This is a genomic window from Enterobacter cloacae complex sp. HYC042_NIDB (assembly GCF_056673315.1).
Genome location: NZ_CP109650.1, coordinates 36,211 through 54,500, shown reverse-complemented (window position 1 = coordinate 54,500; position 18,290 = coordinate 36,211). Strand labels below are relative to the sequence as shown.

The window sequence follows — 18,290 nt, the reverse complement described above, 5'->3', positions numbered from 1 at the left end:
CGATCCGTCTTCAGCCTTCGATGGGATCGACGTCCAGTACCCACTTCACTTTACGCGCTTCCGGCAGGGTATTGATGAGCGCCAGCGTGCCGCTGACGATGTGCTGCAGGCGAATACGCGAGGGGTGCTGAAGCAAAATTTGCCAGCGGAAACGTCCACCGCGTTTTGGCGCCAGCGCCGGCACCGGTCCCAGGATCCACAGCTGGTTATCCACCAGCGGGCTGGCCTGCAGAAGATTCCTCAGCTGTTGCAGGAAAAGCGGCGCCTGCTGGTTGTTATGATCCTCCGCGCGGATGATGACGTGGCTGGTCCACGGCGGCAGCTGCATGGTCTGGCGTTCGGCCAGCGCCTGCTCGGCAAAGGCGTCATAGCCTTTGTGCAGCAGAGTCTGTAGCAGCGGGTGCTCAGGGTGGTGCGTTTGCAGTACTACCTCGCCCTGTTTCCCCGCGCGTCCGGCACGCCCTGCCACCTGAGTATAAAGCTGGGCGAAGCGCTCGGCGGAGCGGAAATCTGCCGAGAACAGCGCGCCGTCGACGTCGAGCAGGGCGACCAGCGTCACGTCCGGGAAGTGGTGCCCTTTGGCCAGCATCTGGGTGCCAATCAGGATGCGCGCGCCGCCGCGATGCACTTCCGCCAGCTGCTGCTCCAGCGCCCCCTTGCGGCTAGTGGTGTCCCGGTCGATTCGGGAAATAGGCACGTCCGGGAAGAAAGGGCCAAGCGCCTGTTCCAGCTGTTCCGTTCCCAGCCCCACCGGCACGATATGCGTGGAACCACATGACGGGCACTGGCGAGGCACGGGACGCTGGCTGTCGCAGTGGTGGCAGCGCAAATGTCGCTGGGCCTGATGGAAGGTGTAGTAGTGGTCGCAGCGCGGGCACTCGGCAATCCAGCCGCAGTCGTGGCACAGCAGGGCGGGGGCAAATCCGCGACGGTTGAGGAACAGAATGACCTGGTTCCCCGCCTGCAAATGCTGGCGCATGCGGGAAATCAAGGCGGGCGCTAAGCCGGCCTGCACCTGCTGGCCTTTGAGATCCAGCACGTGCTGAATGGCCGGGCGGGCATTCCCCGCGCGGCGCGTCAGGCGCAGCATGTGATATTTACGCTGGCGCACGTTGTGCAGCGTTTCGAGCGCAGGCGTGGCGGATCCGAGAATAATAGGGATTTGCTCGCTGTGCGCACGGTAGACCGCCAGATCGCGGGCGTGATAGCGCCAGCCTTCCTGCTGTTTATAGGAGCTGTCGTGCTCTTCGTCGATGACGATGACACCGAGGTTTTTAAACGGCGTAAACAGCGACGAGCGGGTGCCGATCACAATCGCCGCTTCGCCGTTTTTCGCTTTCAGCCAGGCGCTGAGGCGCTCGCTGTCGTTCAGCCCGGAGTGCAGAACCTCAACGGGCGCGTTAAAGCGCTCGCGGAAGCGGGCAATGGTCTGCGGTGTCAGGCCGATTTCCGGCACCATCACCAGCGCCTGTTTGCCCTGCGCGAGCACGTTTTCCAGCACGCTCAGATAGACTTCGGTCTTGCCGGAGCCCGTCACGCCCGCCAGCAGCCAGGCGGAAAAGTGGTCCGAGGCGCTATGAATGGCGCCTACCGCGGTAGCCTGCTCGGTATTCAGGCGCAGGCGATCGCCCGAGACGGAGAAGCCGTCGCGCCAGTCGTGAAGGGCGGGCGCTTCGCTGGCCAGCTCGCTCAACCCTTTCTTTCTTAATGCCTGTAGCGCCGTTTCGCTGACCTCAAGCTCGTCGACCTGGTGCCGCCAGATTTTTCCCTGACGCAGCGCCGCCAGCGCCTGCTGCTGTTTCTGCGAACGCTTCAGGCTGTTGATGTCCACGGCCTGCCCCTGTTCGGTGGCAAACCAGTACCACATCGGGGCGTGGCTGGCGCTCTTGCCCTGGCGCAGCAGGATCGGCAGGGCGTGGAACAGAACGTCGCCAATCGGGTGATGATAATAATCTGCCGCCCACAGCAGCAGTCGCCAGGTGCTGGTGGAGTAAACCGGCTCGCTGTCCAGCACCTCAACCACCGATTTCAGTTCATTGAGGGGTAATTCGCTTGTATCGCTGACGGAGACGACGATCCCCACGCGCTGCTGTTTGCCAAACGGCACGGTCACGCGACAGCCCGCTTTGGCGCTCATGCTGTCGGGCAGCAGGTAGTCAAAGGTGCGGGGAAGCGGAACGGGCAGGGCAACGTGAGCGACGGGCATCGAATCTTCCTGACTTGAAAAGTGGCGCGTTAGTATACACATTAGTAAAAGCGGCGTGCGGATCAGTTTGCATACGTTGGTTAAATTCTGTATGATTCGCCGCCTTTGGTGTACTTTACGCCAAAGAACTTACATTCAACATCGCGTGGTGTCTGGCGTTAGGGCTGGAAGAGCGACGCGGCCTTAACTGAGGTTCTCCCATGAAAAAAGATATTCACCCGAAATACGAAATGATTACTGCAAACTGCTCTTGCGGTAACTCTATCCAGATCCGCTCTACCGTGGGTCACGATCTGAACCTGGACGTGTGCGGCAAATGCCACCCGTTCTACACTGGTAAGCAGCGTGATGTTGCAACCGGTGGCCGTGTTGACCGCTTCAACAAGCGTTTCAGCATCCCGGGCGCTAAATAAGTTTCCCGAAAAAAAGGCACCGCAAGGTGCCTTTTTTGTATCCGCTTCTCAGTATTCCCACGTCTCCGGGTCAATACCCAGTTCACGCATGATCACCTTCGCCTCTTCCGGGATTTCGTCGCTACGCTCTTTGCGCAGATCGTCATCGTTCGGCAACGGTTGGCCGGTAAACGCATGCAGGAACGCTTCGCACAGCAGTTCGCTGTTGGTCGCGTGACGCAGGTTGTTCACCTGACGACGCGTACGTTCATCGGTGAGGATCTTCAACACCTTCAGAGGAATGGAAACCGTAATTTTCTTTACTTGCTCACTCTTCTTACCGTGCTCAGCGTATGGGCTGATATATTCGCCGCTCCATTCAGCCATGAGATACCTTTAATCCTCTCAGTCATTAATCTAAAGGTGCAAACCGGTCACTGCCCGTTTTGAACCGTAATCTTGCGTAGTTTACCGTAGAGACGATACCGTGGCACGGATATTGCCGCTGCAGCGTGCACTAAAGCATATAATTTTAACGGCTATTTGCGCATTGCTCAATCTATACGCAAAGAAGTTTAGATGTCCAGATGTATTGACGTCCATACTTTCAATGTTTACTCTGGTGGCTGACTTTTCACCTCATTCGCCAGGAAGCCCTCACCATGACGCGTAAACAGGCCACGATCGCAGTGCGTAGCGGATTAAATGATGACGAGCAGTACGGCTGCGTTGTCCCGCCCATTCATCTTTCCAGCACCTACAATTTCACCGGATTTAATGAACCGCGCGCGCATGACTACTCGCGTCGCGGCAACCCTACGCGTGATGTAACCCAGCGCGCGCTGGCGGAACTGGAAGGCGGCGCGGGTGCGGTATTAACCAATACCGGTATGTCTGCCATTCACCTGGTGACCACGGTGTTCCTGAAGCCTGGCGATCTGCTGGTTGCGCCGCATGACTGTTACGGCGGCAGTTATCGTCTGTTTGATAGCCTGGCAAAGCGCGGCTGCTACCGCGTGCTGTTTGTCGATCAAAACGACGAACAGGCGCTGAAACAGGCGCTGGCAGAGAAGCCGAAGCTGGTTCTGGTGGAAAGTCCAAGCAACCCATTGTTGCGCGTTGTCGACATTGCGAAAATTTGTCAGCTCGCAAGGGATGCGGGAGCGATAAGTGTAGTGGATAATACCTTCCTCAGTCCGGCCCTTCAGAACCCGTTAGCACTGGGTGCGGATCTGGTATTGCATTCATGTACTAAATATCTGAACGGCCATTCTGACGTGGTGGCGGGCGTGGTGATTGCAAAAGATCCCGACGTTGTCACGGAACTGGCATGGTGGGCTAATAATATCGGCGTCACCGCGGGCGCGTTCGACAGCTACCTGCTGTTGCGCGGCATCCGCACGCTGTCGCCGCGCATGGACGTGGCGCAGCGTAATGCCAAGGCGATTGTCGATTTCCTGAAAACCCAGCCGCTGGTGAAGAAGCTTTATCACCCGTCGCTGCCGGAAAACCAGGGGCATGAGATTGCCGCGCGCCAGCAGAAGGGATTTGGCGCGATGTTAAGTTTTGAACTGGACGGTGACGAGCAAACGCTGCGTCGCTTCCTGAGCGGGCTGTCATTGTTTACGCTGGCGGAATCCTTAGGTGGGGTTGAAAGCTTGATCTCCCACGCCGCGACCATGACGCACGCAGGTATGGCACCGGAAGCACGTGCCGCCGCCGGGATTTCCGAGACGCTGCTGCGTATCTCGACCGGTATTGAAGATTCTGAAGATTTAATTGCCGATCTGGAAAATGGCTTCCAGGTCGCAGCCAAGGGGTAATCATGAGTGTGATAGCGCAGGCAGGGGCGAAGGGTCGTCAGCTGCACAAGTTTGGTGGTAGTAGTCTTGCTGATGTGAAATGTTATCTGCGCGTCGCAGGGATCATGACCGAATATTCACAGCCGGGTGACATGATGGTTGTCTCGGCGGCGGGCAGCACCACCAACCAGTTGATTAGCTGGCTGAAACTGAGCCAGACCGATCGCCTTTCTGCGCATCAGGTGCAACAGTCCTTACGTCGTTACCAGAGCGAGCTGATTGCCGGCCTGCTGCCTGCGGACGTGGCGGACGGGCTGATTAGCGCCTTCACGCATGACCTTGAGCGTCTGGCTGCTCTGCTGGACAGCGGGATTACCGACGCGGTGTATGCCGAAGTGGTGGGCCACGGTGAAGTGTGGTCCGCGCGCCTGATGGCCGCCGTACTGCAACACCTGGGCGTAGACGCGGCCTGGCTCGACGCGCGTGATTTCCTGCGTGCGGAACACGCCGCGCAGCCGCAGGTGGACGAAGGGTTGTCCTATCCGCTGCTGCAACAGCTGCTGGTGCAGCATCCGGGCAAACGTATTGTCGTCACCGGCTTTATCAGCCGCAGCAACGCCGGTGAAACCGTGCTGCTGGGTCGTAACGGTTCGGACTACTCGGCAACGCAGATTGGTGCCCTGGCGGGCGTGTCCCGCGTCACCATCTGGAGCGACGTGGCCGGTGTCTACAGCGCGGACCCGCGTAAAGTGAAAGATGCCTGCCTGCTTCCGCTGCTGCGTCTCGACGAAGCGAGCGAGCTGGCGCGTCTGGCGGCACCGGTTCTGCACGCCCGTACTCTGCAGCCGGTTTCCGGCAGCGATATTGACCTGCAGCTGCGCTGTAGCTATACGCCGGATCAGGGGTCTACCCGCATTGAGCGCGTGCTGGCGTCCGGAACCGGGGCGCGTATTGTCACCAGCCACGACGACATCTGCCTGATTGAGTTCCAGGTCCCTGCGGGTCAGGACTTCAGGCTGGCGTATAAAGATATCGACACGATCCTGAAACGCGCCCAGGTGCGTCCGCTGGCCGTTGGCGTGCATAACGATCGTCAGCTGCTGCAGTTCTGCTATACCGCCGAAGTGGCGGACAGCGCGCTGAAAATTCTCGACGAAGCGGGCCTGCCGGGCGAGCTTCGCCTGCGTCAGGGGCTGGCGCTGGTGGCGATGGTCGGCGCGGGCGTCACCCGTAACCCGCTGCACTGCCACCGCTTCTGGCAGCAGCTGAAGGGCCAGCCGGTAGAGTTCACCTGGCAGTCGGAAGAGGGCATCAGCCTGGTCGCCGTGCTGCGTAAAGGCCCAACCGAAAGCCTGATTCAGGGTCTGCACACCTCGCTGTTCCGCGCGGAAAAACGCATCGGCCTGGTGCTGTTTGGCAAGGGTAACATCGGTTCCCGCTGGCTGGAGCTGTTCGCCCGCGAACAGGTCACGCTTTCGGCGCGTACCGGGTTTGAATTTATTCTTGCGGGCGTGGTGGATAGCCGCCGCAGCCTGCTGAACTACGAAGGGCTGGACGCCAGCCGGGCGCTTGCCTTCTTTAACGATGAAGCGGTTGAGCAGGATGAAGAGTCGCTGTTCCTGTGGATGCGCGCGCACCCGTATGACGATCTGGTGGTGCTGGACGTCACCGCCAGCGAACAGCTTGCCGATCAGTATCTGGATTTCGCCAGCCACGGTTTCCACGTCATCAGCGCCAACAAGCTGGCGGGGGCGAGCAGCACCGATAAATACCGTCAGATCCATGACGCGTTCGAAAAAACGGGCCGCCACTGGCTCTATAATGCCACCGTTGGCGCGGGCCTGCCGGTTAACCATACCGTGCGTGACCTGATTGAAAGCGGCGACAGCATTCTGGCGCTGAGCGGGATCTTCTCCGGCACGCTCTCCTGGCTGTTCCTGCAGTTTGACGGCACCGTACCGTTCACCGACCTGGTGGATCAGGCGTGGCAGCAGGGCTTAACCGAGCCCGATCCGCGCGTTGACCTCTCCGGTAAAGACGTGATGCGCAAGCTGGTGATCCTGGCGCGTGAAGCCGGTTATGACATCGAGCCGGATTCCGTACGCGTCGAATCGCTGGTGCCTGCGGGCTGCGAAGAAGGTTCTGTTGACCACTTCTTCGAAAACGGCGACGAGCTGAATGACCAGATGGTGCAGCGTCTGGAAGCGGCAAACGAGATGGGGCTGGTGCTGCGCTACGTGGCGCGTTTCGAGGCGAACGGTAAGGCGCGTGTGGGTGTCGAGGCGGTGCGTCCTGACCATCCGCTGGCGGCCCTGCTGCCGTGCGATAACGTCTTCGCCATTGAAAGCCGCTGGTACCGCGATAACCCGCTGGTGATCCGCGGCCCGGGCGCGGGGCGCGACGTCACCGCTGGGGCTATCCAGTCCGATATTAACCGTCTGGCTAAGCTGCTGTAAAAAGTGAATTTCCCTCTCCCTGTGGGAGAGGGTTAGGGTGAGGGCATCAGACCGCGCTCACCCTCATCATGAACTCCCTTCATCTTCCCTGAGCAAACCTCACCGTTATTGTGATTATTTCTGTTGACGTCACGCCGCTTTTCCGTCATTTTTACATCTGGACGTCTAAACGTATAGAAGTTCACAACACAACAGACAATGACACGCGAAAGATAGAGGTAAGGTATGAGCTTTTTTCACGCCAACCAGCGGGAAGCACTGAATCAGAGCCTGGCCGAAGTAAACGGCCAGATTAACGTCTCTTTTGAATTTTTCCCGCCGCGCACCAGTGAAATGGAGCAAACCCTGTGGAACTCTATCGATCGCCTGAGCAGCCTGAAGCCGAAGTTTGTCTCCGTGACCTACGGCGCCAACTCCGGCGAGCGCGACCGCACGCACAGCATTATTAAAGGCATCAAAGATCGTACCGGTCTGGAAGCAGCGCCGCATCTGACCTGTATTGACGCCACCCGCGATGAGCTGCGCGCCATTGCCCAGGACTACTGGAACAACGGGATTCGCCATATCGTTGCCCTGCGTGGCGATCTGCCGCCGGGAAGCGGCAAGCCGGACATGTACGCTACCGATCTGGTCGCGCTGCTGAAAGACGTTGCTGATTTTGATATCTCCGTGGCCGCCTACCCTGAAGTCCACCCGGAAGCGAAAAGCGCCCAGGCGGATTTGCTTAACCTGAAGCGTAAGGTGGAGGCCGGTGCCAACCGCGCCATCACCCAGTTCTTCTTTGACGTGGAAAGCTATCTGCGCTTCCGCGACCGCTGCGTCTCGGCAGGTATCGACGTCGAAATTATCCCGGGCATTCTGCCAGTCTCTAACTTCAAACAGGCGAAGAAGTTCGCCGATATGACCAACGTTCGCATTCCGCTGTGGATGTCCAAAATGTACGAAGGGCTGGACGATGACGCGGAAACCCGCAAGCTGGTGGGGGCCAATATCGCGATGGACATGGTGAAGATCTTAAGCCGCGAAGGGGTGAAGGACTTCCACTTCTACACGCTTAACCGCGCGGAGATGAGCTACGCCATTTGTCATACGCTGGGCGTTCGTCCGGCGTAATCAGCAAAAAGCCCTCATAAAGTGAGGGCTTTTTAATCATATAAAAAGTTAAAAGGTATTAACTATCGAATCTGTGGATTAATTCAACTATATCTTATTGCTAGTGGTGTATATCGTAACGGTATCACTGTAAAGGGAGCATAGCGATGAGCACGTCAGACGAGACCAATAACGCGGCATCCGCCGGCAAATGTCCGTTCCATCAGGGCGGCGTCGATCACAGCGCGGGCGCAGGTACCGGCAGCAAAGAGTGGTGGCCTAAACAACTCCGCATCGATCTTCTAAACCAACATTCCAACCGTTCGAACCCTCTGGGTGAAGACTTCGACTACCGCAAAGAATTCAGCAAGCTCGACTATTCCGCCCTCAAGGGCGATCTCAAAGCCCTGTTAACCGATTCTCAACCCTGGTGGCCTGCCGACTGGGGCAGCTACGCGGGTCTGTTTATTCGCATGGCCTGGCACGGTGCCGGTACTTACCGCTCCGTTGACGGACGCGGCGGCGCCGGACGCGGCCAACAGCGCTTTGCGCCGCTGAACTCCTGGCCGGATAACGTCAGCCTGGATAAAGCGCGCCGCCTGCTGTGGCCAATCAAGCAAAAATACGGACAAAAAATCTCCTGGGCCGACCTGTTTATCCTCGCGGGTAACGTGGCGCTGGAGAACTCCGGCTTCCGCACCTTTGGTTTTGGCGCCGGTCGTGAAGACGTCTGGGAACCGGATCTGGACGTGAACTGGGGTGATGAAAAAGCCTGGCTGACCCACCGTGACCCGGAAGCACTGGCGAAGCGCCCACTGGCGGCCACCGAAATGGGGCTGATTTACGTGAACCCGGAAGGGCCAAACGCCAGCGGTGAACCGCTGTCTGCTGCGGCGGCAATCCGCGCCACCTTTGGCAACATGGGTATGAACGACGAAGAGACCGTCGCGCTGATTGCCGGCGGCCATACGCTCGGTAAAACCCACGGCGCGGGTGAAGCCACGCACGTAGGTACCGATCCGGAAGCCTCGCCGATTGAAGCGCAGGGCTTAGGCTGGGCCAGCACGCACGGCACCGGTATTGGCGCTGACGCCATCACCTCCGGGCTGGAAGTCATCTGGTCGCAAACTCCGACCCAGTGGAGCAACTACTTCTTCGAGAACCTGTTCAAATACGAATGGGTGCAGACCCGCAGCCCGGCAGGTGCGATTCAGTTTGAAGCCGTGGATGCGCCGGAAATCATGCCAGACCCGTTTGACCCGTCGAAAAAACGTAAGCCAACCATGCTGGTCACCGACCTGACGCTGCGTTTCGACCCGGAATTCGAGAAAATTTCCCGTCGCTTCCTGAACGATCCGCAGGCCTTTAACGAAGCCTTCGCGCGCGCGTGGTTCAAACTGACCCACCGTGATATGGGGCCAAAAGCGCGGTACATCGGCCCGGAAGTGCCGAAAGAAGATCTGATTTGGCAGGATCCGCTGCCTCAGCCGGTGTTCCACCCGACGCAGGAAGACATTGAAAGCCTGAAAGCGGAAATCGCGGCCTCTGGCCTCTCCGTGAGCGAGCTGGTTTCCGTGGCATGGGCGTCTGCATCGACCTTCCGCGGCGGCGACAAGCGCGGCGGCGCCAACGGCGCGCGTCTGGCGCTGGCGCCTCAGCGCGACTGGGATGTGAACGCCGCGGCGGTACGTGCGTTACCGGCTCTGGAAGCTATTCAGCGCACCACCAATAAAGCCTCGCTGGCGGATATCATCGTGCTGGCGGGCGTTGTGGGCGTTGAGCAGGCGGCGAAAGCCGCGGGCGTTTACGTCAACGTGCCGTTCACGCCGGGCCGTGTGGATGCACGTCAGGATCAGACGGATATCGAGATGTTTAACCTGCTCGAACCGATTGCCGACGGCTTCCGCAACTACCGTGCGCAGGTGGATGTGTCCACGACGGAATCATTGCTGATTGATAAGGCCCAGCAGCTGACCCTGACCGCACCTGAGCTGACGGTGCTGATCGGCGGCCTGCGCGTGCTGGGCACGAACTTTGATGGCAGTAAGAACGGAGTATTCACCAACCGCGAGGGCGTGCTGAGCAACGACTTCTTCGTGAACCTGCTGGATATGAATACCCAGTGGAAAGCGACCGACGATTCAAACGAGCTGTTTGCCGGTAGCGATCGCGCCAGCGGTGAAGTGAAATACACCGCGACCCGCGCCGACCTGGTCTTCGGTTCGAACGCCGTCCTGCGTGCGCTGGCCGAGGTTTACGCCAGCAGCGATGCGCACGAGAAGTTTGTCCGTGACTTCGTTGCCGCATGGGCGAAAGTGATGGATTTGGATCGGTTTGACGTGAAGTAGCCATTGTGCCGGGTGGCGGCTACGCCTTACCCGGCCTACAAATTAAAGTGCCATGTAGGCCGGGTAAGCGCAGCGCCACCCGGCTTTTTTATTACTCCCACTCCTGCAGGAATCGCTGTCCATACTGGTCTGCCACCAGCAGCGCCGCATACACCTGATCCGGCGTGACGCCCCCCGGCATGTTGTGGATCGTTTCTCCTTCCGCACAAGAGGCTTCGGCAATCAGACGCATTTTGGCCGGAATATCCTCTTTGATGTTCAGCTGTGCCAGGGTGATCGGCAGCCCTACGCTGTGGCAAAGCGCCGCGACGGTCTCAATTTCTTCTACCGGCGCGTTTTCCAGCACCAGCTGCGTCAGCGTACCAAACGCCACTTTTTCCCCATGATAGAAGTGATGCGCGTCCGGCACCGCCGTCATGCCGTTATGAATAGCGTGTGCAGCCGCCAGCCCGCCACTTTCAAAGCCGACGCCGCTGAGATAGGTGTTGGCTTCGATAATGCGTTCCAGCGCAGGCGTTACCACATGCTGTTCCGCCGCCAGCATCGCTTTTTCACCCTCTTCAACCAGCGTGTTGTAGCACAGCTCGGCGAGCGCTAATGCCGCCTGTGTGCATTTACCCCCGGCCATGGTGGTCGCGCCGCTGCGCGAGCAGGCGCGTGCTTCAAACCAGGTCGCCAGCGCGTCGCCAATCCCGGCGGCCAGCAGACGTGCAGGCGCACCTGCTACCACTTTCGTATCCACAATGACCATGTTCGGGTTGTGCGGCAGCATCAGGTAGCGATCGAACTCGCCGCTGTCGGTGTAAATAACGGAAAGGGCGCTGCACGGCGCGTCGGTGGAAGCGATAGTCGGCGCAATGGCGACCGGTACGTCCATAAAGTGAGCCAGCGCTTTCGCGGTATCAAGCGTTTTACCGCCACCAATCCCCAGTACTGCCAGGCAGTCGGCGCTGTCGGCCAACTTTTTCAGACGATCGATTTCATTTTGCGAACATTCGCCGCCAAACGGCGCGATTTCGGCATGCAGTTCGGCTTTTTTAAAACTCTGGCGCAGGGTGTCTTCGGCAAAACCCAGCACAAACTTATCGCCGACGATCAGCCAGCGGTTTGCCAGGGGTTTCAGATAGTCGCCGAGACGGGTCAGCACATCCGCGCCCTGGATATATTTCCCCGGCGATTGAATGATACGGTCCATAACAGTTCTCCCTTAGAGATTGAGGTTACCAAACGCGTTTTTCCAGTCCTGCTCGAACTTTTCTATGGCCGACTCTACCGCTGGTGTACCGAGCATTTGTTGCGCTACGTCTAAGGGGATCGTGATTGCCTCGCATCCGGCCAGCAGGCACTCCAGCGCCTGACGCGGTGTTTTAAAGCTGGCAGCCAGCACCATGCTTTCCGGCGCATGCAGTTCAAGCAGGGACTGCAGCTCCTGTACCATGCCAATACCGTCGCCGCCCTGTGCGTCGACGCGGTTGACGTACGGCGCAACGTATTTCGCGCCCGCCAGCGCGGCCAGTAAACCCTGAGCGGCGCTGTAAACGGCGGTGCCCAGCGTGGTAATACCCTCTCTTTTCAGCCCTTTAATGGCGATAAGCCCCTGCGCGGTGACCGGAATTTTCACCACAATACCCGGGATGGCGTTACTCAGGCGTTTGGCCTCCGCCACCATGCCTTCGGCGTCGCGGCTCATGGTTTGAGCAAACAGCGTACCGTTCGGCCCGACGGCTTTTTGCAGCCGCGGCAGCACGTCCCAGATGGATTCACGGCTGGCGGCAATGATGCTTGGATTTGTGGTGACGCCCGCTATGGGAAAAATGCGCGCCAGGCGCTCAACTTCCGCCACGTTGGCGGTATCCAGGTACAGTTCCATTATTTTTCCTTAAGTCAGAAAGGTTGAATAAAGGATAAGGCCCGGCTGAGTGCGGCGGATACAGGTCAATTTTGCCAAATACTGGACAAATGTAATGTCCTTAGCGAAGTGCGATAGCGATCACAATGCTATTTTTTGGCGATAAGCTGGCTGTGATACTGGCGACGATATTCGGAAGGGGAACGCTCGGTGTGCTTGCGAAAGAGGCGACAAAAGTAGTTGCTGTCAGGAAATCCGCAGCGTGCGGCAATATCTTTAATTTTGAGATCGTAGCCTTTCAGCAGCTGGCGTGCATGTTCCAGCCGCGTTTGTGTCAGATACTCGTTGAACCCCACGTGGCCGATCTTCTGAAAGAGATGGGAAAGGTAGTTCGGCGAGATGTAGAACGCCTGTGCCACGGATTCGCGCGTTAACGAAGAGGCGTAATTTTCTTCGATATAGCTACGAACGGCTTCGAATAGCGCCCGGCTGCGGTTAGCGGTGTGGATGTCACTGCCAAGCAGATCCCGGCAGTGGCTGAGCAAGCTTAATACCACCAGCATGGCTGTGTCTTGCTCGTCTGGCTGCATCTGTAATTCGGTGAGCGCTTGCAGAAGAAAAGCACCCGTTCGCGGGCCACGCCGGGGAACCTGTAGCTGCTGCAAAAGCGCGTTGTCACGCTGTAAATCGAGAGTCAGCTGCTGCTTACCGAAATGTATGCTCAGGACGTTAGGCGCTGGAAGCGTGATGTGTCCAAAGGATGAAAATATCGCCTCACAAGGGGGAGCAAGGGTAATGACGAGGCAGGGAGATGTTCGGGGATGCTGTTCAGCCAGCGCTGAGAAATGAATCTGGCCCAGCGGTAACGTACGGTTCACCAGGTCAGCCAAAATTCGGGTGATATCGGAATACATGAGAAGACTACCGAAACGTGCCGGGCGGCGCTAAAAACGCCTGCCCGGCATAAAGCATTACCCAGTGTTACGCATACCCGCCGCAACGCCCGCAATCGTCACCATCAGCGCCTGTTCAACGCGAGGATCCGGCTCTTTACCTTCCTCTTCCGCCAGGCGGGAACGGTGCAGCAGTTCAGCCTGTAAAACGTTCAGCGGGTCGGTGTAGATGTTACGCAGCTGGATAGACTCGGCAATCCACGGTAGGTCCGCCATCAGGTGCGAGTCGTTGGCGATGTCCAGCACCACTTTGATGTCGCCTTCCAGCAGTTCGCGCAGTTCTTTACCCAACGCCCACAGCTCTGGTTTCACCAGCCGCTGGTCGTAGTATTCCGCCAGCCACAGGTCGGCCTTCGAGAAGACCATCTCCAGCATGCCCAGACGGGTAGAGAAGAAGGGCCAGTCGCGGCACATGGTTTCCAGTTCGTTCTGTTTGCCGTCTTCCACCACTTTTTGCAGCGCGGCACCGGCACCCAGCCAGGCGGGCAGCATCAGGCGGTTCTGCGTCCAGGCGAAGATCCATGGAATGGCGCGCAGGGATTCAACGCCACCGGTCGGGCGACGCTTTGCAGGACGCGAGCCCAGCGGCAGTTTACCCAGCTCCTGCTCAGGCGTTGCTGAACGGAAGTAAGGCACGAAGTCTTTGTTTTCACGCACGTAGCCGCGGTACAGATCGCAGGAAATATCTGACAGCTCGTCCATGATGCGGCACCAGGATTCTTTTGGCTCCGGCGGTGGCAGCAGGTTCGCTTCCAGGATCGCGCTGGTATAGAGCGACAGGCTGCTGATGGTCACTTCCGGCAGGCCGTACTTGAAGCGGATCATCTCGCCCTGCTCGGTCACGCGCAGGCCGCCTTTCAGGCTTCCCGGCGGCTGTGACAGCAGTGCTGCGTGAGCAGGTGCGCCACCGCGGCCAATGGAGCCTCCGCGACCGTGGAACAGGGTCAGCTCAATACCGGCTTTCTCGCAGGTTTTGATCAGCGCATCCTGAGCCTGATACTGCGCCCAGGACGCCGCCATCACGCCCGCATCTTTCGCGGAGTCGGAATAGCCAATCATCACCATCTGCTTGCCCTGAATAAAGCCGCGATACCAGTCGATGTTAAGCAGCTGGGTCATGACGTCGTTGGCGTTGTTCAGGTCGTCGAGGGTCTCAAACAGCGGGGCGACTGGCAGGGCGTAGTCGATACCCGCTTCTTTCAGCAGAAGATGAACACCCAGCACGTCGGACGGGGTTTTCGCCATAGAGATCACGTAGGCGGCCACCGATCCTTTCGGCGCATCGACGATCGCTTTACAGGTGTTGAGCACCTCGCGGGTGTCGTTGCTTGGCTCCCAGTTGCGCGGCAGCAGAGGGCGCTTGGAGTTCAATTCGCGGATCAGGAACGCCTGCTTGTCGGCTTCTGACCAGCTTTCATAGTCGCCGATGCCGAGATAGCGGGTCAGCTCGCCCAGCGCTTCAGTATGGCGGGTACTTTCCTGACGCACGTCGATACGCACCAGCGGTACGCCGAAACACTTCACGCGGCGCAGGGTATCAAGCAGTTCGCCGTTGGCGATGATGCCCATCCCACAGGCCTGGAGTGATTTATAGCAGGCGTACAGCGGCTCCCAGAGCTGTTCGTTCTGGCTCAGCAGACCTTCCGGCTTCGGCAGGCGCTGGCCTTTAAGGCGCGCTTCCAGCCACGCCTGGGTGGCCATCAGCTGACCGCGCAGCTTTTTCATCAGGAAACGGTACGGCTCGCTGGCGCCTTCTTCACCGGCCAGCGCGCGCAGTTCCGGCGTCGCTTCAACCATCGACAGCTCGGAGATCAGCACCTGAATATCCTTCAGGAACAGGTCGGTCGCTTTCCAGCGGCTCAGCAGCAGAACGTGACGGGTGATTTCCGCGGTCACGTTCGGGTTGCCGTCGCGGTCACCTCCCATCCAGGAGGTGAAACGAACCGGAACGAAATCGACCGGCAGGCGGTAGCCGAGGTTTTCTTCCAGCTGTTCGTTCAGCTCGCGCAGGTAGTTTGGTACCCCTTCCCACAGGCTGTTTTCCACCACCGCAAAGCCCCATTTGGCTTCGTCGACCGGGCTTGGGCGATGCTTACGAATTTCATCGGTATGCCAGGACTGGGCAATCAGCTGGCGCAGACGGCGCATCAGCTGGTTGCGCTCGTAGTCGGCAATGTCTTTGTTATCCAGCTGCTTCAGGCAGCTGTTTACTTCCACCATCTTGTGGATCAGCGTACGACGGGTGATTTCGGTTGGGTGTGCGGTCAGCACCAGCTCCAGCGAAAGGGACTCCACCGCTTTTTTGATGGTGGCTTCGTTGAGGTCTGGCTGGTCTTTCAGTTTACGAAGGGTGCGGGCAATGACTTCCGGGTTGCTGGCCGCTTCGCCGTTTGGCGAAATGCTGTGGTATTGCTCAGCGGTGTTTGCCAGGTTCAGGAACTGGCTGAAGGCGCGGGCAACGGGCAGCAGCTCATCGTTAGAGAGGTTCTGCAAGGTGGTGAGCAGCTCCTGACGACTGGCCTCGTTACCGGCACGGGAAGATTTAGACAGCTTGCGGATGGTTTCAACGCGGTCGAGGATGTTCTCCCCCAGCGCGTCTTTGATGGTATCTCCAAGCACTTTGCCGAGCATGCTGACATTACTACGCAACGCGGAATATTGTTCGTTCATAAAAACCCAGTCACCCCATCATTTTTGTTTATGCCCAGGCGAAAATCTTCTGGACATTATTTTGTCATCTCCCTTTATAAAGCCACGTAAAACCCCCGTCGTCAATTGCTGCGAAAACGGTTCAGCAAACGAATAAATGCGGGCAATTTACGAAATTTAATTCGCATTGCGTCAGATAAGAGATGCTTATGGAAATGTGACGGTGATCATGCGATTTGTTGCCCTCACCCTAACCCTCTCCCACGAGGAGAGGGGACTTTTCGGTGCGGTTTTAATGCCAGCAGAAGTGATGCACAACCTGGGTAATGAGCTCGCGGGTGGGCTTGATGAAGCGGGTTTCCAGATATTCATCCGGCTGGTGGGCCTGATTAATGGAGCCAGGGCCGAGGACCAGCGTCGGGCAAAGCGTTTGAATAAAAGGCGCTTCGGTGCAGTAGTTCACCACGTCGGTTTTCTCGCCGAGCAGTTTTTCCACCACCTGAACCAGCTGGTGGTCTGGCGGGCATTCGTAGCCCGGGATTGGCGGATGCAGTTCGGAGACCGTCAGGCGTCCCGGCCAGCGCTCGCTCACCGGGGCCAGCGCTTCATTCAGCAGGCCATCCAGATCGCTCAGCGTCATGCCCGGCAGCGGACGGATATCCATATGCAGTTCGCAGCAGGCGCAGATGCGGTTGGACGCATCGCCGCCGTGCAGGCTACCGAGGTTCAGCGTCGGATACGGCACGGTGAATGCCTCGTAGTGATACCGCTCTTTCAGATCGTCGCGCAGGGTCATAATGCGGCCAATGGCGTCGTGCATCAGCTCAATGGCGTTCACGCCGCGCGCCGGATCGCTGGAGTGGCCGGACTGGCCCAGCACGCGCACCGCGGTAGAAATATGGCCTTTGTGCGCACGAATCGGCTGCAGAGAGGTCGGTTCACCGATGATCGCGCAGTCCGGACGAATCGACGTGTTTTCAGAGAAATAACGTGCGCCCGCCATGCTGGTCTCTTCATCGGCGGTTGCCAGAATGTAGAGCGGTTTTTTCAGCTTCGTCACGTCCACGTCACGCAGCGCGTCGAGGATAAAGGCGAAGAAGCCTTTCATGTCGGCGGTGCCCAGACCGTAGAGCTTGTTGTCATGCTCGGTCAGGGTGAACGGATCGCGCGTCCAGCGGCCATCGTCAAACGGTACGGTGTCGGTATGGCCGGCCAGCAGCAGGCCGCCCGCGCCGGTTCCGGTGCTGGCGAGCAGGTTAAATTTGTGGCGTGTTCCGGGGACGGGCTGAACCTCAACGTTAAACCCAAGATCGCTAAACCAACCCGCCAGCAGATTGATTAAAGACTCATTGCTCTGATCCAGCGCTTCTTCGGTCGCACTGATGGACGGTGTGGCAATCAGGGCGCGGTAGATCTCGATAAATGGCGGTAAGTTCATTTTCATTGTTGACACACCTTAGGTCGTGATAGTATCAATATTCATGCAATAAATGTGAATAAAAATACATTAACGTTGAGCATAAAGGAACCCGATGTTGAATACGCTGATTGTAGGCGCTAGCGGTTATGCGGGCGCAGAGCTTGTAAGCTACGTAAATCGCCACCCTCATATGACCATAACCGCTTTGACCGTGTCAGCGCAAAGCAATGATGCAGGAAAGTTAATTTCCGATTTGCATCCGCAGCTTAAGGGCATGGTCGATCTGCCGCTGCAGCCGATGTCTGACATCAGCGAGTTTACCGACGGCGTCGACGTGGTGTTTTTAGCCACCGCGCACGAGGTCAGCCACGACCTTGCGCCGCAGTTCCTGGCGGCCGGCTGCGTGGTGTTTGACCTCTCCGGCGCGTTCCGCGTTAACGACGGCGCGTTCTACGAAAAATATTACGGCTTCACTCATCAGCATCCGGATCTGCTTGAAAAAGCGGTGTACGGCCTGGCGGAGTGGAGTGCGGATAAACTGAAAGAAGCGGACCTGATTGCCGTTCCGGGCTGCTACCCGACGGCGGCGCAGCTCTCCCTGAAGCCGCTGATCGACGCGGGTCTGCTGGATCTGAGCCAGTGGCCGGTGATCAACGCCACCAGCGGCGTGAGCGGTGCGGGGCGCAAGGCCGCTATCTCCAACAGCTTCTGCGAAGTGAGCCTTCAGCCGTATGGCGTGTTTAATCACCGCCATCACCCTGAAATCACCACCCATCTGGGCGCGGAGGTGATTTTTACCCCGCACCTGGGCAGCTTCCCGCGCGGGATCCTCGAAACCATCACCTGTCGCCTGAAGTCGGGCGTGACGAAAGAGCAGGTGAGCGAGGCTTTCACGCAGGCGTATGCGGATAAACCGCTGGTGCGTCTGTACGACAAAGGCGTGCCGGCGCTCAAAAACGTGGTTGGCCTGCCGTTCTGCGATATCGGCTTTGCCGTACAGGGCGAGCATCTGATTGTGGTCGCCGCAGAAGATAACTTACTCAAAGGCGCTGCCGCACAGGCAATGCAGTGTGCAAATATTCGTTTCGGCTTCCCTGAAACGCAGGCTCTTATTTAAGGTGTG

13 protein-coding genes are annotated in these 18,290 nt (G+C 58.3%); 6 read left to right on the top strand and 7 right to left on the bottom strand.

Annotation, left to right across the window (positions count from 1 at the left end; genetic code table 11):
• Window positions 1-10 precede the first annotated feature (10 nt).
• The gene (gene priA, locus OKF39_RS00240) at window positions 11-2,206 is read right to left on the bottom strand and encodes a primosomal protein N' (RefSeq protein WP_047362498.1); all 2,196 of its coding nucleotides are present in this window, start codon (window positions 2,204-2,206) and stop codon (window positions 11-13) included.
• Window positions 2,207-2,406: 200 nt separating this feature from the next.
• On the opposite strand from priA, the gene rpmE reads away from it, so the two are divergent.
• Complete coding sequence (rpmE, locus tag OKF39_RS00235) at window positions 2,407-2,619, top strand: 50S ribosomal protein L31 (RefSeq protein WP_003862040.1); 213 nt, start codon at window positions 2,407-2,409, stop codon at window positions 2,617-2,619.
• A gap of 48 nt (window positions 2,620-2,667) precedes the next feature.
• Here the strand turns inward: rpmE and metJ are convergent, their stop codons facing one another.
• Window positions 2,668-2,985, bottom strand: a complete 318-nt coding sequence (gene metJ / locus OKF39_RS00230) for a met regulon transcriptional regulator MetJ (protein ID WP_003862042.1) — start codon at window positions 2,983-2,985, stop codon at window positions 2,668-2,670.
• Between the two features lie 275 nt (window positions 2,986-3,260).
• On the opposite strand from metJ, the gene metB reads away from it, so the two are divergent.
• From metB to katG, 4 genes are all read left to right on the top strand, one after another.
• Complete coding sequence (gene metB, locus OKF39_RS00225; protein ID WP_479983381.1) at window positions 3,261-4,421, top strand: cystathionine gamma-synthase; 1,161 nt, start codon at window positions 3,261-3,263, stop codon at window positions 4,419-4,421.
• A 2-nt stretch (window positions 4,422-4,423) separates the two neighbouring features.
• Complete coding sequence (locus OKF39_RS00220) at window positions 4,424-6,856, top strand: bifunctional aspartate kinase/homoserine dehydrogenase II (protein WP_479983380.1); 2,433 nt, start codon at window positions 4,424-4,426, stop codon at window positions 6,854-6,856.
• 225 nt (window positions 6,857-7,081) lie between these two features.
• Window positions 7,082-7,969 (top strand): methylenetetrahydrofolate reductase, encoded by an 888-nt coding sequence (gene metF, locus OKF39_RS00215; protein WP_126346092.1) that lies wholly within the window; start codon window positions 7,082-7,084, stop codon window positions 7,967-7,969.
• Between the two features lie 146 nt (window positions 7,970-8,115).
• Window positions 8,116-10,296, top strand: coding sequence for a catalase/peroxidase HPI (katG, locus tag OKF39_RS00210; protein WP_028014834.1), 2,181 nt, complete (start codon window positions 8,116-8,118; stop codon window positions 10,294-10,296).
• Window positions 10,297-10,387: 91 nt separating this feature from the next.
• On the opposite strand, the gene gldA is transcribed toward katG, so the two are convergent.
• The 5 genes from gldA to argE form a co-directional block, all read right to left on the bottom strand.
• The gene (gene gldA / locus OKF39_RS00205; protein ID WP_048959186.1) at window positions 10,388-11,491 is read right to left on the bottom strand and encodes a bifunctional L-1,2-propanediol dehydrogenase/glycerol dehydrogenase; all 1,104 of its coding nucleotides are present in this window, start codon (window positions 11,489-11,491) and stop codon (window positions 10,388-10,390) included.
• Between the two features lie 12 nt (window positions 11,492-11,503).
• Entirely contained in the window at window positions 11,504-12,166 is a 663-nt protein-coding gene (gene fsa / locus OKF39_RS00200; RefSeq protein ID WP_479983379.1) for a fructose-6-phosphate aldolase, read from the bottom strand.
• A 128-nt stretch (window positions 12,167-12,294) separates the two neighbouring features.
• Entirely contained in the window at window positions 12,295-13,059 is a 765-nt protein-coding gene (locus OKF39_RS00195; protein ID WP_150145304.1) for an AraC family transcriptional regulator, read from the bottom strand.
• A gap of 57 nt (window positions 13,060-13,116) precedes the next feature.
• A complete protein-coding gene (gene ppc, locus OKF39_RS00190) occupies window positions 13,117-15,768 on the bottom strand; it encodes a phosphoenolpyruvate carboxylase (RefSeq protein ID WP_041911805.1) in 2,652 nt (883 codons plus the stop codon).
• 271 nt (window positions 15,769-16,039) lie between these two features.
• Window positions 16,040-17,191 carry an acetylornithine deacetylase gene (argE, locus tag OKF39_RS00185; RefSeq protein ID WP_028014830.1) on the bottom strand — a complete coding sequence of 384 codons (1,152 nt, stop codon included), beginning with the start codon at window positions 17,189-17,191 and terminating at the stop codon, window positions 16,040-16,042.
• A gap of 88 nt (window positions 17,192-17,279) precedes the next feature.
• Here argE and argC point away from each other — a divergent pair, with 88 nt between their 5' ends.
• A complete protein-coding gene (argC, locus tag OKF39_RS00180; protein ID WP_041911806.1) occupies window positions 17,280-18,284 on the top strand; it encodes an N-acetyl-gamma-glutamyl-phosphate reductase in 1,005 nt (334 codons plus the stop codon).
• Window positions 18,285-18,290 lie beyond the last annotated feature (6 nt).